Here is a 26839-nt window from a genome sequence, read left to right as displayed (position 1 = left end):
TCGCACCTCTCACGTAAGCGCCTGCTTTTGTTCACGTTTTGTGAAGGATGGGGGTGTCCCGTGACATAAATCGATACGAACTCTTTACAGAGCATTAACTAACGAGACTACTATCGGGTCACCGGCTCGGTCATCAACCCAGCTGGCTCCTTCGACGCCCACTTTGGCGTCTTGTGCACGACCTGAGAGAGAGAGCTCGCCATGACTTCACGCACCACCGCACTGGGGCAGGCCATCCGCTATGCCCTGGCTACCACCGCAACGTTGGCCGCCCTGCCCGCGTTTGCCCAGGACGGCAGCAACGCAACGCCCACCAACCTCGACCGCATCGAGATCACCGGCTCGCGCATCCGCCAGGTGGACGTGGAAACCGCCCAGCCGGTGTTCGCGATCAGCCGCAACGACATCGAAAAGCAGGGCTTCAGCTCGGTTGCCGACATCCTGCAGAACGTCACCGCGATGGGCAGCCCGACCATCAGCCGCGCCAATGCGCTGACCGCGGGTGAAAACGCGGGTGGCACCTACATCGACATGCGCAACCTGGGCACCCAGCGCACGCTGGTGCTGGTCAACGGCAAGCGCATGGGCATCAGCACGTCCGGCTACCAGGACATCTCCACGCTGCCGGTGTCCGCCGTGGAGCGCATCGAGGTGCTGAAGGACGGCGCCTCTGCGATCTATGGCTCCGACGCCATGGCCGGCGTGGTGAACATCATCACCCGCTCCAATGTCACCGGTGTGACCGCCAACGTCTATCACGGCCAGTACAGCCAGGGCGACGGCGCACGTGACCGCTTCGACGTGGTCGCCGGCTGGAGCAACGATCGCGTGTCGTTGACCTTGTCCGCCGAGCATGCCGAAGAGAAGGGCGTGTGGGCGCGCGATCGCGGCTTCAGCAAGTACGGCATGACCGATCGCCATCCGTACGACAGCAGCAACTGGACCACGATCAGCCAGTACGGCCAGTTCACCGGTCTGCGCGGCCCGGGCTGTACCGCCACTGCGGGCTGCGGCTATTCCCTCAACCGCGGCGCGGATCCCACCAACCCGGCCAATTACCACCTCACCGATAGCACGCCGTTCACCGGTGACGTGAGCAACGCCAACGACCAGATGCACGTGATGTATCCGGTCAAGCGCGACTCGGTCTATTTCGACGGCCGCTTCAAGATCACCGACAACGTCAACTTCCGCACCGAGCTGGGCTACAACCAGCGTGAGTCCACCCGCCAGATCGCGGGCTATCCGCTGCAGTCGAGCACCGCCGGTGTCGGCTCGATGTCGATCAACAGCTACTTCAATCCGTTCGGTCGCCAGCACGGGTATGCCACCCCGACCGTCGTGGCATGGAACCGCCGCACCTGGGAAGTGCCGCGCGTGACCACCAGCGAGCTGAAGACCTACCGCGCGGTGGCGTCGTTCGACGGTTCGTTCGAGATCGGCAGCCGCTACTTCGACTGGGAAGTGGGTTACCAGTACAACCGCAATGAACTGGAATCGGTGGCGACCGGCAACCTGCACAAGGGTCGCGTCGCCGGCGGCGTCGGCCCGTCGTTCTACAACGCCGCCACCGGCAAGGTGCAGTGCGGCACCGCCGCTGCACCGATCTCCTATGACGTGTGCAAGCCGTGGAACCCGCTGGTGCCGTACGGCACGACGGCTGCCGATGGCCTGTACGGCAACGAAGAACTGCAGGCGTGGCTGTTCCCGGAAGAGATCACCAAGGGCCGTACCACCTCCAAGAACTTCTTTGCCAACATCGCTGGCAGCATCGTGACCCTGCCGGCTGGCGACCTGGGCTTCGCGTTCGGCGTGGAAAGCCGCAAGGAAGAAGGCAAGTACACCCCGGATGCCCTGGCCCAGACGGGCGCGACCACCAACCTGGCCGCGGGCCCGACCGGCGGTGACTACACCGTCAACGAGGCCTACCTGGAAGTGAACGTTCCGGTGCTGGCCGACCTGCCGGGCGCGAAGGAACTGACCTTTAATGGCGCAACCCGCTTCTCGGACTACAACACCTTCGGCAACACGCTCAACAGCAAGTTCGGCTTCAAGTGGAAGCCGATCGACTCGCTGATGGTGCGTGGCACCTGGGCCGAGGGCTTCCGTGCACCGACCATCAGCGACCTGTTCGGTGGTGGTTCGGAGACCTTCGCGCAGTTCAGCGATCCGTGCGACACCCGCTTCGGTTCCTCGGCCTCCAGCGCGGAAGTCCGTGCACGTTGCGCACGCGACATCGCCAATGCGAATACCTTCCGCCAGCTGCGCCAGGGTGGCACCCCGGTGAACACGTCGACGGACGCGACCCCGGTGCCGTTCACCTCCGGGTCGAACCCGCTGCTGACGCCGGAAACCTCGACCAGCAAGACGCTGGGCCTGGTCTGGAGCCCGAGCTTCATCCAGGGCTTCAACGCCTCGCTGGACTGGTGGAAGATCCGCATCGACAACACGATCATCGCCGACACGCCGACCCAGATCCTGCAGGACTGCTACGAATCGGGTATCGACGCGCGCTGCTCGCGCTTCCAGCGTGACCCGGTGACCGGCATCGTGACCAACCTGAAGTTCGGCAACCGCAACGCGGGCTTCATGGAAACCGAAGGCTACGATCTGGACGTGAGCTACCGTCTGGACACCCGGTTCGGCAAGTTCAACGTGAACTCGGCCACCACCTACGTGTCCAGTGCGACCTACCGCACCTCCAACGACAGCTCGATCGTCCCGATCGTCACCAACGGCATCGGCAGCGCTTTCCGCGTCCGTTCCAACCTGGTGCTGGGCTACGAGCGGGGCAACTTCGGCGCGAGCTGGACCGCGCGTTACTATTCGGGCGTGAAGGAAACCTGCTCGAACATCGCGCTGTACCCGGACGAGTGCTCGGATCCGGGTGTGTACGCACCGTGGTACAAGGGCGCACGCAACTACAACGAGCGCGGCGCGGTCACCTTCCACGACGTGCAGGTGCGTTACTCGCTGCCGTGGGACGCCACCGTGTCGGTCGGTGCCAACAACGTGTTCGAGAAGACCGGCCCGGTCATGTACAGCAAGCCGAACTCGGCCTTCTCGTACTACGGTGGTTACGATATCGGCCGCTTCATCTACATGAAGTACCAGCAGCGCTTCTGATCCATCGCGCTGTGACGGAAGCATGACGACCACGGCCCTTCGGGGCCGTGGTTTTTTATTGGCCGCCGCGCCCAGGCGCTGGCCGGCGCCACCGTCATCTGATGGTCGCAAAGCGGTCATGTCGGCTACATCGCCAGGCCCGAGCATGCCGGAAACCCGGAGGCCCGCCATGCGCTATGCCATCGTCACCGAGACCTATCCACCGGAAGTGAACGGCGTCGCCCTCACCGTGCAGGGGCTGGAACAAGGTCTGCGCGCAGCCGGGCACGAGATCGACCTGGTCCGCCCCCGCCAGTCCAGCGAAGCGCTGGATTCGGCACCCGGCACCTTGCTGGTTCCCGGCGCCGCCCTGCCCCGCTACCCCGGCCTGCGTTTCGGACTGCCGGCGCCGATCCGGCTGGGCCGCCATTGGCAGAAACAACGCCCGGATGCGGTCTACATCGCCACCGAAGGTCCGCTCGGCTGGTCGGCACTGCGCACTGCGCGCCGCCTCGGCATTCCGGTCGCCAGCGGCTTCCACACCCGCTTCGACGAGTACCTGCCCGACTACGGCGTGGCGTGGCTGCAGGCCGCAGCCATGCGCTGGATGCGCCGTTTCCACAACCAGGCCGATGCCACCCTGGTGCCGACCCGCGAGCTGCAGCAGTTCCTCGGCGAACAGGGCTTCGAGCGCGTGCGCCTGCTGGCCCGCGCGGTGGACAGCCAGCAGTTCGATCCGGGACGGCGCGATCCCGCGCTGCGCGAGGAATGGGGCGTGGATGGCAACGGCCTGGTGGCGATCTATGTCGGCCGCATCGCTGCTGAAAAGAACCTCGGCCTGGCAGTGAAGGCATTCCGCCGGCTGCAGCAGATCCGGCCCAAGGCACGCTTCGTGTGGGTCGGAGATGGCCCGGCCCGCGAGAAGCTGGCACATGAAAACCCCGACTTCATCTTCTGTGGCATCCAGCGCGGCGATGCGCTGGCCCGGCACTTCGCCAGCGGCGATCTGTTCCTGTTCCCCAGCCGCAGCGAAACGTTCGGCAACGTGACCCTGGAAAGCATGGCCAGCGGTGTGGCCACCGTGGCCTTCGACTACGGCGCCGCGCGCGAGTACCTGCGCAATGGCGAGAACGGCGCAGCCGTGGACAGCGACGATCAGTTCATCGATGCCGCCGTGCGACTGGCCGCCGATGACGCGCAGCGCCGCGAACTGGGCGGCAATGCCGCACGCGCGATGAAGCGCCTGCATCCACAACAGGTGGTGGCCGAGTTCGATGCACTGCTGGCCGAACTGGCACAGTCGCGGAGGAACGGCCATGCGCACTACGCCGCTTGAGCTGCTGGCCGGGCGCGAAGCACGCTGGTGCCGGCGCGCAAACCACTACTGCCGGCGGCGCCGCGTGCGTCGCCTGTTCGCGGTCATCAGCCGGCTCGGCGATGGCGTGTTCTGGTACGTGCTGATGGCCGCGCTGGTGGTGCTGGACGGCTTCGACGGCCTGCGCGCCTCGGTGCACATGGCCGCCACGGGCCTGGCCGCGCTGCTGCTGTACAAGGTCCTCAAGCGCTGGACCCGGCGCCCGCGGCCCTACGCGGCCGACCTGCGCATCCGCGCCTGGGTGGCGCCGCTGGACGAGTTCAGTTTCCCCTCCGGACACACCCTGCATGCGGTGTCGTTCACCATCGTGGCACTGGCCTACTACCCGTGGCTGGCGCCGCTGCTGGTGCCGTTCACCTGTGGCGTTGCACTGTCGCGGGTGGTCCTGGGCCTGCACTATCCTTCCGATGTGCTGGCAGCCACCGCCATCGCCATCGTGCTGGCTTCGGCCAGCCTGACCTGGCTGCCGCTGCCGGTGTGACGACCGGAGCCAGGCAAGGCCCGGCGCCACCATCATCATTGATGGCCTAGAATGCGGGCATGACCACGCTGTTCATTTCCGACCTGCACCTGGACCCCAGCCGTCCGGAGATCACCGACCTGTTCCTGCGCTTCCTGCGCGAGCAGGCGCCCGGTGCCGATGCGCTGTACATCCTCGGCGACCTGTTCGAGGCCTGGATCGGCGACGACACGCCCTCGCCCGCCGCCGACACGGTGGCCGATGCGTTGAAGGTGCTGTCCGACAGCGGCGTGCCGGTGTACTTCATCCGCGGCAACCGCGACTTCCTGCTCGGTGAGGACTACGCGCGCCGTGCCGGCCTGCGCATCCTGCCCGACCCGTGCATGATCGAACTGTACGGCCGCGCGGTGCTGCTGCAGCACGGTGACCTGCTGTGCACCGATGACATTCCCTACCAGCAGTTCCGTGCACAGACGCGCGACCCGGTATTCCAGGCGCAGTTCCTGTCGCAGCCGCTGGCCGCACGCATCGCGTTCGCGCAGAAGGCGCGCGAAGCCAGCCAGGCGCGCCAGTCCGAGATGAAGCAGGACGATCGTGCGCAGTTCGAGTCGGTGACCGACGTGGCCCCTGCCGAAGTCGATGCCACCTTCGTGCGCCATGGCGTGGACACCATGATCCATGGCCATACCCATCGGCCGGCGATCCACACGCTGCAGGCCGGTGGTCGCGAGCGCACCCGCATCGTGCTGGGTGACTGGTACGAACAGGGTTCGGTGCTGCGCGTGGATGCCAGCGGCTGGACGCTGGATACGCTCGCGCGCGAATAACGGATCGCAAGGTGCCAACCAAGGTTGGCATCTACCAGAGCAGGTGCATGCGCCCGGGTAGACGCCGGCCTTGGTCGGCGCCTGGACAGTGTCAGCGGAAGGCCGCGATGGTGGCCTTGGTGTTGACCAGCACGCGCTGGTTGTCGGCGGTGCTGGCGTTGCCCATCGGGATGCCGTTGTAGCTGATGTTGGGGTTGGACCAGTAGTTCAGGCGCGGGCAGCTGCGGGTGCAGTTGTAGGCCATGATCGTGCGCCAGCCGGTGCCGGTGGCCGGCTCGTAGCGATAGCCGTGGCCATAGGCATAGGGCGAGGTGCTCGAGTCGGTGGCGATGTCATGCCGCGCACTCTGCAGATGGCCGATCTCGTGCGCGAACGAGTAATAGCCGGTCGCGCAATCCCAGTACACGGCCGCGAACGCGGTCGACGCCGTCGAGCCGATGCCCGAGGCCAGGCCGCAGTAGGCGGTGTTGTTGATCAGCAGCACGCCCACATCAGCCGTGTAGGTATTCCGGCTGGTGTGGATGCTGTCCATGTAGCCATCGCTGGTGCCACGGAAACGCGCCAGGTCGGTATCGAAGCTGCCCGATTCGGTGTAACTGGTGGTTTCGTAGCGGGCCAGTTCCATGGTGATGCCGACGTTGCTGTTGACATAGCCCTGGTTCGATTCGGCCACGGCCAGCTGCACCAGTGACTGCATGTTGCCGCCATAGGCGGCGACGGCGGCATTGGTCGCCACCACCAGCACGCGGATGGTGGCCGGCGTGCCGGACGACGCCTGCGCGATGCCGAGGCGATCGTTGTTGCCCATCGGGATCTTCGGCAGCTGGTTGTAATCGGCCGGATGGTCGGCCGGCATCCGCGACTCGTCCACTTCCACAAGCACGTGGCGGTTGCCCAGCGGGCGCAGGCGGTACAGCTTTCCATCCTTGCGGATCGAGCCGGTGATGGTATCGCCCGAGCGCACCAGGATCAGCGAATTGCCGGGGTCGTCCTGGCCGTTGGAGGTGGCCGCGGTCAGCTTGTCCGAGGGCGAACGGAACTGGCCATACCAGATGCTGCCGCCATCGGGCAGCGCTTCAACCTTGCTGCGCACGGCCTGCACGCGCTGGCCGAGCAGTTCGAATTCCAGCTGCGGCTGTGCAGTCGCGGCTGCATCAACGCGCACTTCCTGTACCGTCGCGGTGGACGGGGTGGCCAGCAGCTTGCCCAGCGCGGGCTCACTGTTTGCCGATGCGCGGCTGATGACCGTCACCGGCTCGAACAACGGTGCCGCATGCGCGGCCGCCGCCACCGACAAACCCAACACCAGGCCACCTGCCGCTTTGCCAATCGATCTGGACAACATTGCGTCGCTCCTTGAATGATGTGAACAGCGTTGATGCAGCACGACCCGGTTTGCCGGGTTTGGCCATATGGCCTGCGCGGCTCGTGTGAATTCAATAGGCGAGGGGAATGAAAGTCAGGATTTGTGATCGACCGCATCTGCGTTCAGTCAGGTCAAAAGCGTCACTACACTTCGCTAATACACCGCTTTCGCGCTACCGTGACGCAGCCACGACGGGGAATGCACATGGCACCATCGCAGGACACGGACGAAGATGTCGGCTTGCTGCGGATCGGCCTGTTCTTCGATGGCACCCGCAACAACGCGTACAACCTCGCGCGTGGTCGACCACAGCAGCCGCGACCGCGCCCGGCGCAGCTGCGTGCGGATGATGATTCGACCTACCAGAGCCGGCTGACCAGCAGCTACGACAACGGCCTGACCAACATCGCACGCCTGCAGCAGCTGTACCCGGACAGCCGCCGCGATGCGATGGCCACGCCTTCGCTGTCGATCTACGTGGAAGGTGTCGGTACCCGCGATGACGCCGACGACGACCTGATCGGACTGGCGTTCGGTATCGGCGCCAGCGGCGTCCGCGCAAAGGTGCAGCGCGCGCTGCAGGTGGTGCTGCCGGCTGCGCTTGCAGAACTGTCCACGCGTTGGCGGCAACCGCTGCGTCGCGTGCAGCTGGATCTGTTCGGGTTCTCTCGAGGCGCTGCCGCCGCACGTGATATCGCCAACCAGCTGCAGGGCTGGGATACCACGCGTTGGCGGCAACTGCTGCAGCCGTCCGGCCTGGTCTGTACGCCGGACTTCGCCCCTGCCCTTCCGGTGCTGCGATTCATCGGCCTGTTCGATACCGTGGCTGCGGTCAGTGGTGGCCGCGCCGACGAACAACCGCAGCTTGCCCTGTCCAGTGGCATCGCTGCACGCGTGGTGCAGTTGACCGCGCGCGACGAGCATCGCCAGCACTATCCGCTGACCACGGTGGCACCGCCGTTCACCGAGATCGCTTTGCCCGGCGTGCACGCCAACATCGGCGGAGGCTACAACCAGCTGGAGGAAGGCCCCAAGCTGCTCAGCCGCCCACGTCGCCAGCAGCTGCGCCGCCCCGCCGTTGCCGACTACCAGATTCCCCCGCTGGCGATGCTGCAGGCCACCACGGCTTACGCTGAAACGCAGGCCGATGCCGAACGCTGGCGGCAGCAGCTGGGCGTGGACGAAAAGGAAGTGTGGGTGGATGTCTGGCACCAGTGGCAGCAGCAGCGCCGCGCCGGCAGCCGCAGCGTGCTGCTGTCCCCGGTGCTGTACGTGACTGCCGCCGTGGTACTGCGGCGGCGCATCGACTGGCGCTACCAGTTGATCGCGCTGCAGGTGATGCAGCAGCATGCCATCGATGCCGGCGTGACCTGGCGCGCCAGCGCTGCCGAGGTTCCCGGCTGGGAACTGCCGTCGGCCCTGCAACCGATCGCACGGCGGCTGGTGGCAGGGCAGGCGTTGACCCAGACCCAGGAGGCGCTGCTGCGCCGACGCTACCTGATGCAGTCGGCGCACTGGAATTTCGACGCGCTGGGCGACACCGCCCTGACCTATGCCGCCGATGCCGGCGTCAGCGAACTGCCCTACCGGCCCGGTCCCGGCCTGTTCTACATCAACCGGCCCACCGTGGATGGCAAGCGCGTGGTGCTGCCCAACGCATGAAAAAGGGGACGGAGGGGATTAAGTCGTTTGTGGCACAAACGACTTAATCCCCTCCGTCCCCTTTTGTTCAACCGGCCTGTTCGACCAGGTTGGCGAGCTCGTCGGCGTCGAAGCCGGCCAGCAGGCGCGCTTCGATGTTGAACGGCCCGTGCAGGTAGCCGCCGGCGTATTCCACCAGCAGCGCCTTGAAGCGCGCACGCGGCTCGACGCCGGCGCGATCGCAGTACCAGCGGTACCAGCGCGAACCGGCGGCAACGTGCGCCACTTCCTCGCGCAGGATCACTTCCAGTACGTCGGCGGTTTCACCATCACCGACATTGCGCAGCTTCTCGATCATGCCCGGTGTCACGTCCAGGCCGCGCGCTTCCAGCACGCGCGGTACCAGGGCCATGCGCGCCAGGCCGTCATGCGCGGTCTTTTCGCACATTTCCCACAGGCCGTTGTGCGCGGGGAAATCGGCGTAGTCGTGGCCATGCGCCTGCAGGCGCTCGCGCAGCAGCATGAAGTGCCGCGATTCGTCGTCGGCACAGCTGACCCAGTCGGCATGGAACGCTGGCGGCAGGCCGCGGAAGCGGTACACCGCATCCCAGGCCAGGTCGATCGCGTTGAGTTCGATGTGGGCGATGGCGTGGATGAAGGCGGCGCGTCCTTCCACGCCGCCCAGCCCGCGCCGGGGCACTTCGCGCGGATGCACCAGCACCAGCCGTGCCGGCCGGCCAGGCATGCGGATCGGTTCCGGCGGCGGCGCATCGGCAGCCACCTTCAGGCGACCGGCACGGAACGCGGCGGCATACGCCTGGGTCAACGCGACCTTGCGCAGCGGGTCGGCTTCGGCCAGGCACTGCTGCGCCGCGCGCAGCAGGTCGCCACCAACGTCGGGTACATCGACCACGCCTGGACCTCAGGCGCGGCGCTTGTGCTTGGCGTCGTCCGAACGCAGCTGCTGGATGCGCTCGAAGTAGCCCGGCTCGATACCCGTCGGGTAGTGGCCGTTGAAGCAGGACGAATCGAAGTTGCGCAGCGCCGGGTTGCCCTCGCTCACCGCCGCTTCCATGTCCTCCAGATCCTGGTAGATCAGCCAGTCGCAGCCCAGGTGGGCCTCGATCTCTTCGACGGTGCGGTTGTGCGCGACCAGCTCTTCGGCCGCCGGCATGTCGATGCCGTAGATGTTCGGGTAGCGCACCGGCGGTGCCGCGCTGGCCAGGTAGACCTTGCGCGCGCCCGCATCACGGGCCATCTGCACGATCTGCTGGCTGGTGGTGCCACGCACGATCGAGTCGTCCACCAGCAGCACCACGCGGTTGCGGAACTCCAGGTGGATCGGGTTGAGCTTGCGGCGCACCGACTTCACGCGTTCGCCCTGGCCCGGCATGATGAAGGTGCGGCCGATGTAGCGGTTCTTGATGAAGCCTTCGCGATACTTCACCCCAAGCACGTTGGAGATCTCCAGCGCGGCATCACGCGAGGTATCCGGGATCGGGATGATGGTGTCGATATCGTGGTCCGGGCGCAGGCGCAGGATCTTCTCGCCCAGCTTGATGCCCATGCGCATGCGCGCCTTGTGCACCGAGACGTTGTCGATCATCGAATCCGGACGCGCGAAGTACACGTACTCGAAGATGCACGGGGTGTGCTCGGCAGGCTCGGCGCAGATTTCCGAGAACAGCTCGCCGCGGGCGGTGATCACCAGGGCTTCGCCCGGCTGCACATCGCGCACCCGCTGGAAGCCCAGCACGTCCAGCGCGGCCGACTCGGAGGCCACGATGTACTCGTCGCCCTCGGCATGGCTGCGCTTGCCCAGCACCAACGGACGGATGCCGTGCGGGTCGCGGAAGGCCACCAGGCCCAGGCCCAGCACCACGCTGACCACCGCGTAGCCGCCCTTGCAGCGGCGGTGCACGCCAGCCACCGCGCGGATCGCGGCTTCCGGGCTCAGCTGGCGCTGCTGCTCCAGCTCATAGGCGAACACGTTCAACAGCACTTCGCTGTCCGAATCGGTGTTGACGTTGCGGCGGTCCTGCTCGAACACCTGCTGGCGCAGCGCCTCGGTGTTGATCAGGTTGCCGTTGTGGGCCAGCGCGATGCCGTACGGCGAGTTGACGTAGAACGGCTGCGCCTCGTCCATGCCTTCCGAGCCGGCCGTCGGGTAGCGCACATGGGCGATGCCGACGCTGCCTTCCAGGGTGGACATGGTACGTGCATCGAACACATCGCGGACCAGGCCGGTGGCCTTCTGCACCCGCAGGCGGCTGCCATTGGCCGTGGCGATGCCCGCGGCATCCTGGCCGCGATGCTGGAGAACGGTCAAGCCGTCATACAACTGCCCGGCGACGTTCTGGTTGCCGACGATTCCGACGATGCCACACATGGTGCGAAGTCTCCGCTGGGCTGTGCCCAGTTACAAGGAAGGTGGCCGTACCTGGCCGCGGTGGTCGCCGCGCCTGCGGTCGACATTGGCCGGATCGCCCGGCTCGATACTGTCTGGCAGTGCTGGGGCGTCCGGGCGCACTTCGGCCGGATCGTATGCGTCGCCCTGTTCCGCTTTCGCGGGCCGCAGCCATCCGCTGCCCGCCACTACCTGGTTGAGGATGCCATTATCGCCTGCCGCGCCCGGCTTTCCCAGATCGGCGCCTGCGCTCTTCCCCAGCTCCATCAATGCAGATGGGGACAGCATGTCGGTCGGCAAGGTCTTGGGCAGCAGATCGGCGCCGGGCACCTGCCAGTGCGGCAGCTTCCCGTTCATCCAGGCCACGGCCGGGTTCAGCACCGGGCGGACCGCCGAGCGCTTCCAGGACGGTTCGGCGGTCAGCGGGGTGAAGCCGGCCAGCAGCACCAGGATCGCCGCGATCAGGCCGCCACGCACGGCGCCCAGCACGCCGCCCAGCAACCGGTCCAGGCTGGTCAGCATGCTGCGATGGATCATCGCCTTGATGACCATGCCGATCACCGCGACCACGATCATCACGCCAATGCCCACGCCCAGGTAGCCGCCAACGAAATGCTCGCCGCCGGGTGCGGCCGGGGCCGCCCACCAGCGTGCCGCATCGTTGCCGAAGGCGAAGGCCGCCCACGCGGCCAGCAGCCACGACAGCGTGCCGATGACGATTCCAACAAAGCCACGCAGCATCCCGAGCAGGGTCGAGGCGGCGATCACGATCAGCAGCACCACGTCGATCATGGCGCCCCGCTCCTTCGGCGGCGCTGGCAACGGGCCTGCGCGTGGATCATGGGTGCGGTCGGACCATGCCGGCCACGCCGACCTTGGCGGCGACCTGCGCCTTCAGCTGCTCGGCGTCAGCGCGGTTGGCCACCGGTCCGACGCGGACGCGATGCAGCGTGCCCTTTTCAGTGCGTACCTGCTCGACGAAAGCACTGAAGCCGGCGGCGCGGACCTTGTCGCGCAGCGCGTTGGCATCGTTGGCCTGGCCGAACGCGCCCAACTGCACGGCGAAGCCGACGCCACTGGCCGCCGGTGCTGTCGGCGTGGCAGGGGCCGGCTTGCTGGCGGCGGCCTCCGGCTTCGGCTCGGGCTTGGCGTCCGGCTTCGGAGCCTCGGGCTTCGGTGCCGGCTTGGGCGGCTCTGGTTTGGTGGTCGCCGTCGGCGGGCTTGGCGGCAGGCTTTCGCTGCGCACCGGGTTGCTGGTGGCCGACGGCGTGGTGGCCGCGGCCGGGGTGCTGGTGGTCGGCGCCGGCGTGGCGGCAACCGCCGCACTGCTGCCTGCCGCCGCATCCAGGGTGATGACTTCTGCCTTCACATCGGCGCGGATCTTGACCGCCTGCAGGCGCGCGGCTTCGGCCTGGGCACGGTCGGCATACGGCCCGACACGCACACGCCACGCCTGGCGCCCGCTGATGGTGGTGGTTTCGGCGAAGCCTGGCAGCTGCGAGCGCTGCAGGTAGGCGATCACCGCATCGGCGTCGGCCTTGCTGCCGTAGGCGCCAAACGTGACGGCGAAGTTGCCGGCGGCAACCGCCGGAGACGTGTCCACGGTCGGCGGCGTAGCCGGCGCGGCCGTCTCCTGCAGCGGCTTGGCCTGCCCGGTCTGCAGGCCGGTGGCTCCACCGGCCGGAGCAACCAGCGGCAGCTCACGGGTTTCGAACTGGCCATCGGCCGGTGCGTCCGGCGCGGCGATCGGCACCGAGGCCACACCGCTGTCCGGCGCCGGTCCCTTGACCAGCATCGGCAGGAAAATCACGGCCAGCGCCACCAGCACGATGGCACCAATCAGACGCTGTTTCAGAGGCGTATCCACGTGAGGCGGCAACTGTCCGGAGGTTGCGGTCGATTATACGGGTGCCGGACCGGACGGCGTCGGCATTGGCTGAACGCGGATCAGGCGGCGCCCTGCAACCATTGCAGCGCGGCAGCGGCGGTATGGAAGGAGCCGAACACCAGTACGCGGTCACCGCGCCCGGCCTGGGCCAGTACCTGTGCCAGCGCCTGCTCGACAGTATCAGCGCGCTGGGCCTTGGCCGCCGCCGTACCGGCCAGGCGGGCCTGCAACTGGGCAGCACTCTGCCCGCGCGGGCCGTCCAGTCCGGCCAGGGTCCACTCGCCGACCACGTCCTGCAGCGCCTGCACAACGCCCGCCGCGTCCTTGTCCTGCAGCGCGGCGTACACCGCCAGGGTGCGCCCGGCCGACGCTTCGGCCTTCAGCGCGCGCGCCAGCTGGCCCGCCGCCTGCGGGTTGTGCCCGACATCGACACGGACCTGCACGCCGTCACGCTCGAACGCCTGCAGGCGGCCAGAGATGCGCGCCGCCGCGACACCAGCAGCCCACGCCGCACGCGGCACCGGCTTGTCCAGCGCGCGCAGCGCAGCGATGGCGGCACCCGCGTTGGCCAGCTGGATCGGGCCGGCCAGCGCCGGGGTCGGCAGTTCCATGCGCAGGCCGACATCGCGCCAGCGCCAGCGCTGGGCATCGATTGGTTCGTAGAAATAATCGCTGCCGCCGCGGATCGCGTTGGCGCCGACCAGGTAGGCACGTGCGAGCACGCTCGACGGCGGGTCGGTCTCGCCCAGGATCACCGGCTTCCAGCCACGGATGATGCCGGCCTTCTCGGTGCCGATCGCTTCGCGGTCCCCGCCCAGCCATTCGGCATGGTCGATGTCCACGGTGGTGATCACCGCCACGTCAGCGTCGACGATGTTGACCGCATCCAGGCGACCGCCCAGGCCCACTTCCAGCACCGCCAGGTCCAGCCCGGCGTCGGCGAACAGCTGCAGCGCGGCCAGCGTGCCGTACTCGAAATAGGTCAGCGTGATATCGCCACGCGCGGCCTCGATGGTGTTGAAGGCGGCGACCAGCGCCGCATCCTCCACATCGTGGCCGTCGATGCGCACGCGCTCGTTGTAGCGCAGCAGGTGCGGCGAGGTGTACGCGCCGACCTTCCAGCCGGCAGCACGCGCGATGGCTTCGATGAAGGCCACGGTGGAGCCCTTGCCGTTGGTGCCACCGACCACGATGGTGCGCTGGGCCGGCGCCCCCAGGCCCATCGCCGTGGCCACGGCGCGCACGCGCTCCAGGCCCATGTCGATGGTCGCCGGGTGCTGGCGTTCAATGTAGTCCAGCCAGTCGGCCAGGGTGGTCGGGGTGTTCGTCACGGCAGCGGTTCCAGCAGAAGCAGTTGATGCGAGGGGATGGATCAGAGTGCGCGGTGCTTGGCTTCGCCGAAGAACGGCGTGTGGTGGGCACAGTCGTTCAGACGCACCACTTCCAGGCTGTCCAGGTCGGCGCCTTCGAGCAGGTTGAGCGTGGTCGGCGCCTGGCGGAAGGTCCACAGGCGGGAGATCGGCAGGCCCAGCACCTTGCACAGGATCACGCGGTTGACCGCGTCATGGGCGACCACCAGCAGGGTGTCGTGCTCGCCGAGGCCTTCGGTGGCGCGGGCCAGGCCGCGCCAACTGCGCTCCAGCACCAGGCGCAGCGATTCACCGCCGGGCATCAGTACGGTGTCCGGCTCCTCGCGCCACGCCTTCAGGCGCGACGGGTCCTTTTCGTTGATTTCGCTGGCCAGCAGGCCTTCCCACTCGCCGTGGGCGATTTCCTGCAGCTCCGGCTCGGTCAGCAACATGTCGGCACGGGCGGCACCGAGTGCCAGCTGCGCGGTGCGCTGCGCGCGTGACAGCGGCGAGGCGACGGCACGGGTGATGTCCACCGAGGCCAAGCGGGCGCCCAGGGCCTGGGCCTGGGCTTCACCGATCGGCGAAAGCGGGATGTCGATCTGGCCCTGGTAGCGGCCTTCGGCGTTCCACGGCGTTTCGCCGTGGCGGGCAAGCAGGATGCGCATGCGTGCAAGGGGTCCTGGGGGGAGGAGGTTCCGCGTTTCGTTCACATCCTGTGAAGTGCGCGGAACAGGGATGATACCCGTTCGGCGCACCGGGCCGTGCCGGGCATGAAAAAACCCCGCGACGTGGATCGCGGGGTTTTGGAAACTCCGGCTATCTGGTCGGGGTTGCCGGCCAGCGGCCGGCACTACCGCAACGGGTTTATTTCGCCAGGTTCAGTTCCTTCAGCAGCGCCGGCGCCGGCGCCACTTCCTGCATGATCCACTGCATGTAGCGGCTGTCGACCGCGATCATGCGGGTCATCACCGGGTCGAACACCCAGTTGGAGCTGACCGATTCCCAGTTGCCGTCGAAGGCCAGGCCGACCAGCTTGCCGTTGGCGTCCAGCACCGGCGAACCCGAGTTGCCACCGGTGATGTCCAGGTTGGACAGGAAGTTCACCGGCACCGAGCCCACGCGCTTGTCTTCCAGGCCGCCGTAGCGCTTGGCCTTGACCGCGTCGAGCAGGGCCTTGGGCGCATCGAACGGATCGACGCCGGTGTCCTTGGCGACGATGCCCTCCAGCGTGGTGAACGGGGTGTAGGCCACGCCGTCCCTGGGCTCATAGCCCATCACGTTGCCGAAAGTGATGCGCAGCGACAGGTTGGCATCCGGGTACACGAACTCGCCCTGGCTCTTCTTGTAGTCAGCCAGTGCCTGCAGGTACAGCGGACGTGCGGTCAGCGACTCGCCTTCGCGGATCTTCTTCTGCTCTTCCTGCTTCAGCAGCGACGGCATGATCGCCACCGCGTACTGGATGGCCGGATCGGTGCTGGCTTCGAACGCGGCGCGGTCGGCCTTGAACCACTTCAGGCGTGCATCCAGGCTGCCCAGCTCAGTGCCCGACAGCTTGCTCACCAGTGCCTTGACCGCGCTGGCATCGCTGCCGCCCAGCCAGGTGTTCAGCACGTCGTTGTTGCGCTGCGCGGCCGGCAGGGCGACGTACTGGTCCAGCCAGTAGGTCTGCAGCTGCTGGTCCATCTTCGCCACATAGCGGCGATCCATCTGCTTCAGGCCGCCTTCCAGGGTCGGCAGGTCGCGCTGCTGGTAGCCGACCTCGCGCTCGGCGTCCGGCTTGGTGCGCTCGATCGACAGGCGGTACAGGCCGATGGCGGCGTTGACCGCCGAGGTGTTGTTGAACTGGCCGACGAACAGATCGCGCTCGCGGGTCGCCTTGCTGGTATCCAGGTGCTTGACCAGCTGCGCGTGCGCTGCCAGGGCCGGCTTGCCGGCGGCGCCCTGCTTCTTCAGCCAGGCCAGCACGGCGGCTTCTTCAGCCTGCTTCTGGCCAGCAGCGTCGATGCGCTTGAAGCCTTCCAGCTGGCCGGCGTAGTTCTTGGCCACGTTGTTCATGCTGGCCGCGGTGGCGGCGTACTTCACCTTGACGTCGGCGTCGGCCTTGCCCGCCTCATCGATCATCTTCAACACTGCGTTGTAGTGCCTGGCGATGGTCGGGTAGGTCCAGCTGGCGGTTTCGTTGAACTCACCGGCCAGCGCGTAGCGGTTGGTGCGGCCCGGATAGCCTGCCACCATCACGAAGTCACCGGCGCCCAGCGGCTGGTCGGTGAACTTCAGGAAGTGCTTGGGCTGGTACGGCACGTTGTCGGCCGAGAATGCGGCCGGCTTGCCGTCCTTGCCGACGTAGGCGCGGTAGAACGAGAAGTCGCCGGTGTGGCGCGGCCACATCCAGTTGTCGACGTCGCCGCCGTACTTGCCGACGCTGCCCGGGGGCGCGTAGACCAGGCGCACGTCCTTGATTTCCATGTTGCGGAACAGTCGGTAGGTGTTGCCGCCGGAGAAGGTGTACAGGCGGCAGCGGAAGCCGTCCTCGGCTTCACACGCGGCGACCTGGGCCTTGTCGAAGGCGTCCAGCGCACGGCTGCGGGCCAGCGGGTCGTTGCCGGCGGCGGCAATGGCGGCCTTGGCCTGGGCGGTGACGTCGGTGATCTGGTCGAGCACGTAGACGCGGGCGTTCGGGCCGGCGCTCAGTTCATCGCTGTGCTTCGGCGCGTTGAAGCCGTCCTTGATCAGGTTCTTCTCGGCGGTCGAATTCAGCTGGATCGCACCGTAGGCGCAGTGGTGGTTGGTAACCACCAGGCCCTGCGGCGACACGAAGCTGGCGGTGCAGCCGCCGAGGGCGACGACCGCGCCCATCGGGTCGCCGGTGAGGTTGGACAGCTGCTCCGGGGACAGCTTCAGGCCGGCCTTCTGCAACGGACCGGCGATTTCCGGCAGCTGCTGCGGCACCCACATGCCTTCAGCGGCATGGGCGACCTGGGCCAGCCCGAGGCTGGCGACGATGGAGAATGCAAGCAGGTTCGAGCGCATGGAGCAGCCCCTGGTAGTGGAACCCTCGATTGTAGCCCGCCGCCCTGCCCCGGCCCGAACCCCGGAAGTCATGGGCCTACTTCTTGCTCTGCCATGCGCACATCGGCCGCGCACATGGAATCGTCCAGAGGAGGCGTGGTCACCCTGGCCGGGACCGTTGGCGCCATGGGCCGGGCGCATGCGACTGGCGGGTTGGGCAGGACGCCCAACCCCGGTCTTGCCGTGTGCGCAGGATAGCGCGCACGAGCAAGGCGCCATCGAGCACCATGGATGGGCTTTTGCGTGTCCCGGCCAGGGTGACCACGCCCCCTCCCCAGGAATCAAGGAGGCGCTGCTGTTTGCAGCACGTTCGAAACGCCCGTCGGCGCACGCCTTTCGTTCCGCCATTGCACCCGCAGCGCAACATGGGAAATCCGCGCGGCACCCTATAATCCGCGCTTTCCCCCTGATGAGTTCCACCCCGATGGCGCAGCAAACGATGAAGGCCCTGGTCAAGCGCGAAGCGGCCAAGGGCATCTGGCTGGAAGAAGTTCCGGTGCCGACCCCAGGCCCGAACGAGGTCCTGATCAAGCTGGAAAAGACCGCGATCTGCGGCACCGACCTGCACATCTACCTGTGGGACGAGTGGAGCCAGCGCACCATCAAGCCGGGCCTGACCATCGGCCATGAGTTCGTCGGCCGCATTGCCGCGCTCGGTTCGGCGGTGACCGGCTATGAGATCGGCCAGCGCGTCTCGGCCGAAGGTCACATCGTCTGCGGCCATTGCCGCAACTGCCGTGGCGGCCGCCCGCACCTGTGCCCGAACACCGTCGGCATCGGCGTCAACGTCAACGGCGCCTTCGCCGAATACATGGTGATGCCGGCCAGCAACCTGTGGCCGATTCCGGACCAGATCCCGTCGGAACTGGCCGCGTTCTTCGACCCGTACGGCAACGCCGCACACTGCGCGCTGGAATTCGACGTGATCGGCGAAGACGTGCTGATCACCGGCGCCGGTCCGATCGGCATCATCGCCGCCGGCATCTGCAAGCACATCGGTGCGCGCAACGTGGTGGTGACCGACGTCAACGACTTCCGCCTGAAGCTGGCCGCCGACATGGGCGCCACCCGCGTGGTCAACGTCGCCAACCAGTCGCTGAAGGACGTGATGAAGGAGCTGCACATGGAGGGCTTCGACGTGGGCCTGGAAATGAGCGGCAACCCGCGCGCGTTCAACGACATGCTCGACTGCATGTACCACGGCGGCAAGATCGCCATGCTCGGCATCATGCCCAAGGGCGCCGGCTGCGACTGGGACAAGATCATCTTCAAGGGCCTGACCGTGCAGGGCATCTACGGCCGCAAGATGTACGAGACCTGGTACAAGATGACCCAGCTGGTGCTGTCCGGCTTCCCGCTCGGCAAGGTGATGACCCACCAGCTGCCGATCGACGAGTTCCAGAAGGGCTTCGACCTGATGGAAGAAGGCAAGGCCGGCAAGGTCGTGCTCAGCTGGAACTGACCCGAAGGGTCAATTCCCCCGCATGTTTCCTTATCCCCGCGCCTTTGGCGCGCCCCCTTGAACAACAAGGGGGCTCTTCCCCAGATGGGATCAAGAACACAGCGGAACTGAAAAAGGCGCCCGATGGGCGCCTTTTTCGCAATGCGTGCCAGGCAAGCTTGGCACCTACCGTAACGCCTGCGGCGTTACTTGCCCACGGCCACGGTCAGCAGCACCCGGCTGTGGGCCAGCTTGCCCGAGTTCTCGCGTCCATTGCCGTCGGTGCCGTAGTAGCCCAGGCCGACGTTGAACAGGCCGAACTGGCGGCTGACGCCGACGTTCCAGTCGGTATAGTCTTTGGCGATGCCGTCCTCGAAGGTGCTGCGACCGACGTTGGCATTCAGCGTGAAGTCCTTCGGCAGGCCCCAGCTGCCGCCCAAGCCGTAGTACCAGCCATCGGTGCCGCTGTTCCACTGGTCGTTGGTGTAGGCCACGGTCAGCTTGTAGGTGTCGTCAAGCGTGGTGGTGGTCACCAGCTCGTTGTAGTTCTGGTGGCTGGCACCGAGGTAGGTGTAGCGGTTCAGCAGCACGTCGAAGTTGACGCGCGAAGTGACGTCCACGCCGTAGCCGATCTGGTAGTCGATCTCGGTGTTCGGATCGCCCGGGCCGAAGTCCACGCCCGAACCCCAGACACCGGCATACAGGCCCACCGGCGAGGTGTAGGTGAAGCCCGCCTGCAGGGTCGGCTTCTCGTCGGTCTGCGACACGCCACGGAACAGGTAGTCGGAAACGGCGGTGACATTCCAGCTGTACGGCGATTCGTTCTCCTGCGCGCTGGCGGCGAACGGGGCGGCCAGGGTCAGGGCAGCGGCAATGGCGAGGCAGGCACGGGCGTGCTTCATGAGCGTCTCCGGTGGGGGCGGTGGCGTGGCGTGGAAGGCGGGAGCGGCCGGAGCGCGACAGCTCCGGTTCACGAATTCTTAACCACTTTGCTATTGCGATGCAACATGCGCTGCCCATGGCGATGCCCCATCCAGCCCGGTTGATGACCGGCGATGCCCGGTAGAATCAGCGGTTTCCCGTTCAGAGCCGTGCCCACGCCATGACCGACGTCTCCTCCGCCCTGACCCGCCACTACGCCGAGGAACTGGACGCCATCCGCGCCCAGGGCCTGTTCAAGTCCGAGCGGATCATCACCAGCCCGCAATCGGCCGAGATCACCCTCGACGACGGCCGCAAGGTGCTGAACTTCTGTGCCAACAACTACCTGGGCCTGGCCGACCATCCGGACCTGATCCAGGCCGCCAAGGACGCACTGGATACCCACGGCTTCGGCATGGCCTCGGTGCGCTTCATCTGCGGCACCCAGGACCTGCACAAGCAGCTGGAGAAGCAGATCGCCGATTTCTTCGGCAAGCAGGACACCATCCTGTACGCGGCCTGCTTCGATGCCAACGGTGGCCTGTTCGAGCCGCTGCTCGGCGAGAACGACGCGATCATTTCCGACGCGCTGAACCATGCTTCGATCATCGACGGCGTGCGCCTGTGCAAGGCCAAGCGCTTCCGCTACGCCAACTGCGACATGGCCGATCTGGAAGCGCAGCTGCAGGCCGCCGATGCCGCAGGCTGCAAGACCAAGCTGATCACCACCGATGGCGTATTCTCGATGGACGGCTTCATCGCGCCGCTGGACGAGATCACCGCGCTGGCGAAGAAGTACAACGCGCTGGTACACATCGACGAATGCCACGCCACCGGCTTCCTTGGCGCTACCGGCCGTGGTTCGGCCGAGGTCAAGGGCGTGCTGGAGAAGATCGACATCATCACCGGCACTCTGGGCAAGGCCATGGGCGGCGCGCTGGGCGGCTTCACCTGCGCCAGCGCCGAGGTGATCGAACTGCTGCGCCAGCGCTCGCGCCCGTACCTGTTCTCCAACTCGCTGCCGCCGCATGTGGTGGCCGCCGGCATCAAGGCGTTCGAAATGCTGGCTGCCGCTGACGACCTTCGCAGCACGCTGGCCGAGAACACCGCCTACTTCCGCGAGAAGATGACCGCCGCCGGTTTCGACGTGAAGCCGGGCGTGCATCCGATCAGCCCGGTAATGCTGTATGACGCACCGTTGGCGCAGAAATTCGCCGAGCGCCTGCTGGAAGAAGGCATCTACGCGATCGGCTTCTTCTTCCCGGTGGTGCCCAAGGGCCAGGCCCGCATCCGGACCCAGATCAGCGCCGCGCACAGCCGCGAGCACCTGGATCGCGCGATCGATGCGTTCACCCGCATTGGTGTCGAACTGGGCGTGGTCAAGGGCTGATCATGCCGGGGTCGGATCCCTTTCCTGCGGAAAAGGCCCTGACCCCGCTGGTCAAAGCGTGCCGACCAAGGTCGGCACCTACCGGGCTGGATGGCTGCCGACCACGGTCGGCACCTACCGGGCTGGATGGCTGCCGACCACGGTCGGCACCCGCCGTGGCCTGAGGGCGTGCCGGCCAGGGTCGGCACCGCCAGGCGTCACTTCTTTTTCTTCTTGCCCTTCGGCTCTTCCTTGCTGGCCACCACTACCGGCTTGGCGGCGGCGTCCTGGCCGTTGCCCTTGGCAACGCGGATGCCGTTGGCCTTCATCCAGGCATCGAACTCATCGGCGGTCATCTTCTTGTCGCCGTTGCTCATCAGGAAGCGGTAACTGCCGCGACCATCCAGCTCCGGGGTCTTCACTTCCACCACCGGGGTCTCGGCAGGCGTTTCCGCCTTGGCCACCTTCTTGTGGCCGCCACAGGCGGCCAGCAGCACCATCGGCAGCAGCAGGCCTGCGCAGCGCAGGGTTTGGTTGAGGGTCGGGTGGTACATGGGCAGGCTCCGTTCGGGAAATTCAGCAACCAGGCGCCCCCTACGCCTGGAACGGTGGCCGGCGACTGCCGGCCGCGGGCGATGATCAGCCCGGTGCATCGGCCCCCAGCCGCTGCTGGTCGCTGACCTCCAGCACCCGCCATTGCCCCTTGCCGAGATCGCCGAGCAGCAGCCCACCGATCGCGACCCGGACCAGGCGCAGCACCTGCAGGTCGAAGGCCGCCAACAGGCGGCGGATATGGCGGTTGCGTCCCTCGTCGAGGACCACCTCCAGCCATGCGGTCTTGTCGCCACTGCGCAGTACGCGCACGGCCTGGGCGACGAGGAACTCGCCCTCGTCCTCGACACCGGCGCGCAGCGCGGCCAGGGTGTCCTCATCGGGAAGACGATCCACCTGCACGTGATAGGTCTTCTGCGGGCCGGTCTCCGGATCGGTCAGGCGCGCCGCCCACTGCGGATCATTGCTGAACAACAACAGCCCTTCGCTGGCCTTGTCCAGGCGCCCGACCGGCGCGATCCACGGCAGGCCGGCACCATCGAAGCAGCGATACACCGTGTCGCGACCACGCTCGTCCTGCGCCGTGGTCACCACGCCGCGCGGCTTGTTGAGCACCAGGTACAGCCGCTGCGGCGCATCCATCGGCCGGCCATCGACTTCGATCGGCGGGTGCGGACTGGCAATCGGGAACTCGGGATCACGGATGATGCGGCCGGACACGCGCACGCGGCCCTCGGCAATCCAGCGCGCGGCCTCGCTGCGTGAGCACACGCCGGCCTTGGACAGCACGCGCGCCAGGCCATGGCGCACGCCATTGGAGACATCCGGAACCGCACGCCCACGCGATGCGTGGGAGCGGGCAGCGGGGGCAGCAGGTGGGCGGCGCGTGCGCAAGCCTCTGCTCCCCGCCGCGCTTACTTCTTGTCGACCGGCTTGGTCTCAGCCGGTGCTTCGGCCGCAGCCGGAGTGGCGGCCGGAGCCGGACGCGCCTTGACCACACGCACGCCACGCGCCTTCATCCAGGCGTCGAACTCTTCGGCGGTCATGCGCTTGCCGTTCTGGCTCATGTCGAAGCGCCAGGGCGTGTTGTCGAATTCGGTCTGCGGCTTGTAGGCCGCCGGATCGTTCGGCTTCACCGCCGGTGCGCTCGGAATGGCCTTGGCGATGTTCTGGCACCCATCGATGCGCAGGCGCTGCAGCACCTGGTCCAGCGACTGCGACGGATCGTAGTTGCTGCTCAGCACGCCGGCCGGCATGCCCAGCTGGTTGCCACGGATGTAGAGCTCGTCGGCCACCGGCGCGATGGTCGTGGCCGGCAACGGCAGCGGCGAGGCGCTGGTGTTGACCGAGCAATCGACCGCAGCGTGGGCGGCGGGAACCAGGGCCAGCGCCAGGAAGGCGGCCGATGCAGAGCGCAGCATGAAGGGCATCCAGGAAAGGAAGTGACGCGGCGAGTTTAGCAATGCCGCGACAGCTTTCAAGCGCCACTTTCAATGAATACGGCAACTCATTGGTTTTATGGGCAAAATCCCGACGAACGGTTACTCCCGCGCCTGAAACGCCGGGTTCCGGACCGCAGAAACAACAAGACCCGGCCGAAGCCGGGTCCTGCTGTGTCCTACTGGCAGAGCGTCAGAACTTAGTTCTGGACGTTCAGCTCGGTACGACGGTTCTTGGCGCGACCTTCCGGGTTGTCCGAACCATCCGGGTTGGTGTTCGGAGCAATCGGACGGCTCTCGCCGTAGCCGATCGGGCCGACCAGGCGACCGGCGTCGACGCCGTTCTTGGTCAGGTAGTTGTACACGGCGGTGGCGCGACGCTCCGACAGCTTCTGGTTGTAAGCGTCGGTACCCTTCGAGTCGGTGTGACCGGCAACTTCAACGCGCAGATCCGGGTAACGCTTCAGGATCTCGGTGGCTTCGCTCAGGATCGCCACGGCGTCCGGACGCAGGTTCGACTTGTCGAAGTCGAAGTTGACGCCCTTCAGGTCGATGGAGACCGGAACCGGGCAACCGTCCGGACCGATGGTCTGACCCGGCTGCGAGTTCGGGCACTTGTCGTCGCAGTTGTTGACGCCGTCACCGTCGTCATCCAGGTCGGCGCAGCTCGGGGCAACCGGAGCCGGAGCCGGAGCAGCCGCGACCGGAGCCGGGCCCAGCGGGATCACGACGCCGACCGAAGCCAGCACGTCGCCGAACCAGCTCTCGTCCTTGGCGGCGATGCTCTGGTCGTCGAAGTCAGCGCGGTAGGCCACTTCGGCGCGGACAGCAACACGCTTCTCGAAGGTGGTCTGCAGGCCGACGCCCAGCTTGGCGGCAACGTTGCCGTCCTTACGCTGGCGCGGACCGTTGTTGTCGATTGCAGCGTACTCTTCTTCCGACTTCTGGTAGCCCAGGCCACCGACGATGTACGGGTTCCAGCCGCGGCCTTCCTTGATGAAGTGGCGACGCAGGTCCAGCGAGACGCCGTACTGCGACCAGTTCAGGTCCTGGTTGCTGTCGAAGTTCGGGTTCTGGTAGTTCAGTTCACCGTCCAGCGACCAGTTCGGGCTGATGAACTTACCCAGGCCCAGGGTCACGAACGGAGCGTCATTGGTCAGACGGTCGCTGTCCTGGAAGTTGAAGCCGGCCGAACCGGTCAGGTACCAGCGGTCATCGAACTCCTGCGCCGAAGCTGCCTGGGCGAAAGCCAGGCCGCCCAGCAGCGCGGCAGTAAGGATCTTCTTGTTCATTGAGTACAGCTCCTATTTCGGGGGTATGAAACCGGTAGAGGCATGGGCCAGCACTAGTGCGTCGATGTACGACAGCCGATTCAGCACGCCACCGCCGCGAACATTATGCTCAGGCGGGTGAAGGCCATGTTAACAGTCCCGTAACATGTGAAGTGTTGCGCCCGACCGTCGACCGGTCCGACGTTGAAACCCTATACAGGATGATGAAAATCCGCAAGACCCACACGCTGCAAGGGTTTGACGGGGTTTAAGCGCGAAAACCGACATACTGCGCAGCACATTGCATCGCACGGTTCAGCAGGTTTGCGGAAACGTGAGGAACCTTATGATGGGATCACGAACCCAGCCGGAGCCGTGATGAAAGCCGTCGCCCTGAGTCGTGAATACGCACCTGCCCTGCGTGATGTCCTGCTGCCGCCGCCGCTGCCTCCTCGCGGCCGCGATCTGCTGGTGCGGATCGAAGCGGTATCGGTCAACCCCGTCGATGGCAAGCAGCGGGCCGCTACCGATCCGGCCACCCTTGAGGTTCCCCGGGTGCTCGGCTGGGACGCCGCCGGTGTGGTCGAAGCCATCGGTGACGAGGCCAGCCTGTTCGCCTCCGGTGACGAGGTCTACTTCGCCGGTGACGTTACCCGGCCGGGCTGCAACGCCCAGTACCAGTGGGTGGACGAGCGCCTGGTCGCCCGCAAGCCGAGCACGCTCGATTTCGCCGAAGCCGCCGCACTACCCCTGACCACGCTGACCGCCTGGGAGCTGTTGTTCCAGCGCATGCCGCTGCACCTGGATGATCGCCGCCATGGCGGCCAGCACCTGCTGGTGATCGGCGGTGCGGGAGGCGTGGGCTCGATGGCGATCCAGCTGGCCCGCCATGCCGGCTTCGAGGTGATCGCCACCGCCTCGCGCGAGGCCTCGATCGACTGGTGCCGGCAGATGGGGGCCACGCATGTGATCGACCATCGGCAGCCGCTGCAGCCCCAGCTGCAGGCACTGGGCATCGACGCAGTGCAGGTGGCGCTCAACCTGGCCGACACCGATCACTACTGGGACGAACTGGGCCAGCTGCTGGCACCACAGGGCCATGTCGGCCTGATCGTGGAGCCGCGTGGCGCACTGCGCATCGGCGATCCGTACAAGGCCAAATGCATCGGCATCCATTGGGAGTTCATGTTCGCGCGCTCGCGCTTCGCCACCGCCGACTGCATCGAACAGCATCGCATCCTCAGCCGCGCCGCCAGCATGATCGATGCCGGCCAGCTGCGTGGCACGCTCCGTGAAACGCTGGGCACGATCAATGCGGCCAACCTGGACATCGCGCATCAGCGCCTGGCCAGCGGGCACACGGTGGGCAAGCTGGCGCTGGTGGGCTGGGACAACTGACGCCGTGATGTAGGCCGAGCCCACGCCAGGCTGCTACGCCTGCCGCCACCAGCAGAGCACGGGCGCGGCCCTGCTCAACCGCCCGCCTGCAGGATCGGCGCTGCCTGTACCAGCGGATTGGCTGGGATCTGTATCTATGGGCTCAAGGAAATCAGGGATACGGTGGAAACAGATCTCCCCTCCCCCGAGCCCACCATGCCTACCGCCCTGCCCCTGCGCCTGCTGCAACTGATCACCGGCCTGTTCCTGTATGGCTTCGGTGCCTCGCTGATGATCCGTGCCGCCATCGGCGTGGCGCCCTGGGACGTGCTGTCGCAGGGCATCGCCGCACAGACGCCGCTGTCCTTCGGGCTGGCGACCAATGTCATCGGCGCACTGGTGCTGTTGCTGTGGTGGCCACTGCGCCAGAAGCCGGGCGTCGGCACGGTGCTCAACGTGATGCTGATCGGTCCCTCCGCACAGTTCGGGTTGTGGCTGCTGCCACCGGCCATCGGCGTGGGCTGGCAGCTGGCGATGTTCTGTGCAGGCATGCTGCTGGTCGCGCTGGCCACCGGCCTGTACATCGGCGCCCGCCTCGGCCCGGGACCGCGCGATGGCTTGATGACTGGCCTGCATGCCCGCACCGGTTGGCCGATCTGGAAGGTGCGCAGCCTGATCGAAGGCAGCGTATTGCTGCTGGGCTGGTGGCTGGGCGGCAATGTCGGCCTCGGCACCCTTGCCTTCGCCCTGCTGATCGGCCCGCTGTGCGGCGTCACGCTGGGCTGGTTCGGGATCGGCCGCCCCCCGGTCGTACCCGCCGCTGCCCGGCAGCCGCAATCGCCCTGAGCTTCCCCGTATGCCGGCCAGCGGCCGGCACTACCGCCCCCGGAGTTCGGGGGCAGCGCCGGCGCCATCCAGCGGCCCTTGCCCCGGCCGCCGTTTCGCGGCACGCTTCGCGCTTCCGTACGCAAGCGTATCG

22 protein-coding genes are annotated in these 26839 nt (G+C 66.8%); 9 read left to right on the top strand and 13 right to left on the bottom strand.

From position 1 onward, the window contains the following. Positions 1-201 precede the first annotated feature (201 nt). From AC5P7A_RS20025 to lpxH, 4 genes are all read left to right on the top strand, one after another. Entirely contained in the window at positions 202-3126 is a 2925-nt protein-coding gene (locus tag AC5P7A_RS20025) for a TonB-dependent receptor domain-containing protein (RefSeq protein WP_495220540.1), read from the top strand. Between the two features lie 169 nt (positions 3127-3295). Further along, positions 3296-4441: a glycosyltransferase family 4 protein gene (locus tag AC5P7A_RS20020; protein WP_014646086.1), complete on the top strand. Its 1146-nt coding sequence runs from the start codon at positions 3296-3298 to the stop codon at positions 4439-4441. Further along, entirely contained in the window at positions 4422-4961 is a 540-nt protein-coding gene (locus AC5P7A_RS20015) for a phosphatase PAP2 family protein (protein ID WP_032955935.1), read from the top strand. The genes AC5P7A_RS20020 and AC5P7A_RS20015 overlap by 20 nt, the downstream gene beginning before the upstream one ends. 59 nt (positions 4962-5020) lie before the next feature. Next, on the top strand, positions 5021-5767 hold the full coding sequence (gene lpxH / locus AC5P7A_RS20010) for a UDP-2,3-diacylglucosamine diphosphatase (protein WP_032955937.1): 747 nt from the start codon (positions 5021-5023) through the stop codon (positions 5765-5767). A gap of 91 nt (positions 5768-5858) precedes the next feature. Here lpxH and AC5P7A_RS20005 read toward each other — a convergent pair whose 3' ends face one another. After that, a complete protein-coding gene (locus tag AC5P7A_RS20005; RefSeq protein WP_014646083.1) occupies positions 5859-7112 on the bottom strand; it encodes a M12 family metallo-peptidase in 1254 nt (417 codons plus the stop codon). Between the two features lie 225 nt (positions 7113-7337). Here AC5P7A_RS20005 and AC5P7A_RS20000 point away from each other — a divergent pair, with 225 nt between their 5' ends. Beyond that, positions 7338-8795: a T6SS phospholipase effector Tle1-like catalytic domain-containing protein gene (locus tag AC5P7A_RS20000; protein WP_495220539.1), complete on the top strand. Its 1458-nt coding sequence runs from the start codon at positions 7338-7340 to the stop codon at positions 8793-8795. Between the two features lie 67 nt (positions 8796-8862). Here AC5P7A_RS20000 and AC5P7A_RS19995 read toward each other — a convergent pair whose 3' ends face one another. The 7 genes from AC5P7A_RS19995 to AC5P7A_RS19965 form a co-directional block, all read right to left on the bottom strand. Continuing rightward, positions 8863-9687 (bottom strand): ferritin-like domain-containing protein, encoded by an 825-nt coding sequence (locus AC5P7A_RS19995; protein ID WP_126411770.1) that lies wholly within the window; start codon positions 9685-9687, stop codon positions 8863-8865. A gap of 9 nt (positions 9688-9696) precedes the next feature. Continuing rightward, positions 9697-11163, bottom strand: coding sequence for an amidophosphoribosyltransferase (gene purF / locus AC5P7A_RS19990; protein ID WP_005408246.1), 1467 nt, complete (start codon positions 11161-11163; stop codon positions 9697-9699). A gap of 30 nt (positions 11164-11193) precedes the next feature. Beyond that, entirely contained in the window at positions 11194-11973 is a 780-nt protein-coding gene (locus AC5P7A_RS19985) for a CvpA family protein (protein ID WP_014036126.1), read from the bottom strand. A 46-nt stretch (positions 11974-12019) separates the two neighbouring features. After that, a complete protein-coding gene (locus AC5P7A_RS19980) occupies positions 12020-13048 on the bottom strand; it encodes an SPOR domain-containing protein (RefSeq protein WP_478409421.1) in 1029 nt (342 codons plus the stop codon). A gap of 80 nt (positions 13049-13128) precedes the next feature. Continuing rightward, complete coding sequence (folC, locus tag AC5P7A_RS19975) at positions 13129-14400, bottom strand: bifunctional tetrahydrofolate synthase/dihydrofolate synthase (RefSeq protein WP_329768251.1); 1272 nt, start codon at positions 14398-14400, stop codon at positions 13129-13131. Between the two features lie 41 nt (positions 14401-14441). Further along, positions 14442-15086 (bottom strand): histidine phosphatase family protein, encoded by a 645-nt coding sequence (locus tag AC5P7A_RS19970; RefSeq protein WP_014646078.1) that lies wholly within the window; start codon positions 15084-15086, stop codon positions 14442-14444. A gap of 199 nt (positions 15087-15285) precedes the next feature. Further along, a complete protein-coding gene (locus AC5P7A_RS19965) occupies positions 15286-17451 on the bottom strand; it encodes a S46 family peptidase (protein WP_046429104.1) in 2166 nt (721 codons plus the stop codon). Positions 17452-17929: 478 nt separating this feature from the next. On the opposite strand from AC5P7A_RS19965, the gene tdh reads away from it, so the two are divergent. After that, positions 17930-18952 (top strand): L-threonine 3-dehydrogenase, encoded by a 1023-nt coding sequence (gene tdh, locus AC5P7A_RS19960; protein ID WP_032955954.1) that lies wholly within the window; start codon positions 17930-17932, stop codon positions 18950-18952. Positions 18953-19137: 185 nt separating this feature from the next. On the opposite strand, the gene AC5P7A_RS19955 is transcribed toward tdh, so the two are convergent. Next, positions 19138-19833, bottom strand: a complete 696-nt coding sequence (locus AC5P7A_RS19955; RefSeq protein ID WP_014646076.1) for a TorF family putative porin — start codon at positions 19831-19833, stop codon at positions 19138-19140. Between the two features lie 200 nt (positions 19834-20033). Here AC5P7A_RS19955 and kbl point away from each other — a divergent pair, with 200 nt between their 5' ends. After that, complete coding sequence (kbl, locus tag AC5P7A_RS19950) at positions 20034-21242, top strand: glycine C-acetyltransferase (RefSeq protein ID WP_041863091.1); 1209 nt, start codon at positions 20034-20036, stop codon at positions 21240-21242. A gap of 197 nt (positions 21243-21439) precedes the next feature. Here kbl and AC5P7A_RS19945 read toward each other — a convergent pair whose 3' ends face one another. From AC5P7A_RS19945 to AC5P7A_RS19930, 4 genes are all read right to left on the bottom strand, one after another. Continuing rightward, positions 21440-21775, bottom strand: a complete 336-nt coding sequence (locus AC5P7A_RS19945; protein WP_005415439.1) for a hypothetical protein — start codon at positions 21773-21775, stop codon at positions 21440-21442. An 85-nt stretch (positions 21776-21860) separates the two neighbouring features. Beyond that, entirely contained in the window at positions 21861-22667 is an 807-nt protein-coding gene (locus tag AC5P7A_RS19940; protein WP_495220537.1) for a pseudouridine synthase, read from the bottom strand. 20 nt (positions 22668-22687) lie between these two features. After that, positions 22688-23194 (bottom strand): hypothetical protein, encoded by a 507-nt coding sequence (locus tag AC5P7A_RS19935; protein WP_014646073.1) that lies wholly within the window; start codon positions 23192-23194, stop codon positions 22688-22690. Between the two features lie 218 nt (positions 23195-23412). Continuing rightward, positions 23413-24504 carry an OmpA family protein gene (locus AC5P7A_RS19930; protein ID WP_014646072.1) on the bottom strand — a complete coding sequence of 364 codons (1092 nt, stop codon included), beginning with the start codon at positions 24502-24504 and terminating at the stop codon, positions 23413-23415. Between the two features lie 357 nt (positions 24505-24861). Here AC5P7A_RS19930 and AC5P7A_RS19925 point away from each other — a divergent pair, with 357 nt between their 5' ends. Both AC5P7A_RS19925 and yczE read left to right on the top strand, forming a co-directional pair. Next, the gene (locus tag AC5P7A_RS19925) at positions 24862-25881 is read left to right on the top strand and encodes a zinc-binding alcohol dehydrogenase family protein (protein ID WP_495220536.1); all 1020 of its coding nucleotides are present in this window, start codon (positions 24862-24864) and stop codon (positions 25879-25881) included. A 195-nt stretch (positions 25882-26076) separates the two neighbouring features. Next, positions 26077-26706: a membrane protein YczE gene (yczE, locus tag AC5P7A_RS19920; RefSeq protein ID WP_014646070.1), complete on the top strand. Its 630-nt coding sequence runs from the start codon at positions 26077-26079 to the stop codon at positions 26704-26706. Positions 26707-26839: the final 133 nt, after the last annotated feature.

The sequence above is a fragment of the Stenotrophomonas sp. YJH_SMC_65 genome (assembly GCF_059369475.1).
Note: the sequence above shows the minus strand (reverse complement) of the source record. Positions and strands in the feature narration are given on the sequence as shown.

Bases quoted from the DNA above. Each gene is read 5' to 3' on its own strand.
- AC5P7A_RS20025 (WP_495220540.1), top strand. From the start codon at position 202: ATGACTTCACGCACCACCGCACTGGGGCAGGCCATCCGCTATGCCCTG.
- AC5P7A_RS20020 (WP_014646086.1), top strand. From the start codon at position 3,296: ATGCGCTATGCCATCGTCACCGAGACCTATCCACCGGAAGTGAACGGC.
- AC5P7A_RS20015 (WP_032955935.1), top strand. From the start codon at position 4,422: ATGCGCACTACGCCGCTTGAGCTGCTGGCCGGGCGCGAAGCACGCTGG.
- lpxH (WP_032955937.1), top strand. From the start codon at position 5,021: ATGACCACGCTGTTCATTTCCGACCTGCACCTGGACCCCAGCCGTCCG.
- AC5P7A_RS20005 (WP_014646083.1), bottom strand. From the start codon at position 7,112: ATGTTGTCCAGATCGATTGGCAAAGCGGCAGGTGGCCTGGTGTTGGGT.
- AC5P7A_RS20000 (WP_495220539.1), top strand. From the start codon at position 7,338: ATGGCACCATCGCAGGACACGGACGAAGATGTCGGCTTGCTGCGGATC.
- purF (WP_005408246.1), bottom strand. From the start codon at position 11,163: ATGTGTGGCATCGTCGGAATCGTCGGCAACCAGAACGTCGCCGGGCAG.
- AC5P7A_RS19985 (WP_014036126.1), bottom strand. From the start codon at position 11,973: ATGATCGACGTGGTGCTGCTGATCGTGATCGCCGCCTCGACCCTGCTC.
- AC5P7A_RS19970 (WP_014646078.1), bottom strand. From the start codon at position 15,086: ATGCGCATCCTGCTTGCCCGCCACGGCGAAACGCCGTGGAACGCCGAA.
- AC5P7A_RS19965 (WP_046429104.1), bottom strand. From the start codon at position 17,451: ATGCGCTCGAACCTGCTTGCATTCTCCATCGTCGCCAGCCTCGGGCTG.
- tdh (WP_032955954.1), top strand. From the start codon at position 17,930: ATGAAGGCCCTGGTCAAGCGCGAAGCGGCCAAGGGCATCTGGCTGGAA.
- AC5P7A_RS19955 (WP_014646076.1), bottom strand. From the start codon at position 19,833: ATGAAGCACGCCCGTGCCTGCCTCGCCATTGCCGCTGCCCTGACCCTG.
- kbl (WP_041863091.1), top strand. From the start codon at position 20,034: ATGACCGACGTCTCCTCCGCCCTGACCCGCCACTACGCCGAGGAACTG.
- AC5P7A_RS19945 (WP_005415439.1), bottom strand. From the start codon at position 21,775: ATGTACCACCCGACCCTCAACCAAACCCTGCGCTGCGCAGGCCTGCTG.
- AC5P7A_RS19935 (WP_014646073.1), bottom strand. From the start codon at position 23,194: ATGCTGCGCTCTGCATCGGCCGCCTTCCTGGCGCTGGCCCTGGTTCCC.
- AC5P7A_RS19930 (WP_014646072.1), bottom strand. From the start codon at position 24,504: ATGAACAAGAAGATCCTTACTGCCGCGCTGCTGGGCGGCCTGGCTTTC.
- AC5P7A_RS19925 (WP_495220536.1), top strand. From the start codon at position 24,862: ATGAAAGCCGTCGCCCTGAGTCGTGAATACGCACCTGCCCTGCGTGAT.
- yczE (WP_014646070.1), top strand. From the start codon at position 26,077: ATGCCTACCGCCCTGCCCCTGCGCCTGCTGCAACTGATCACCGGCCTG.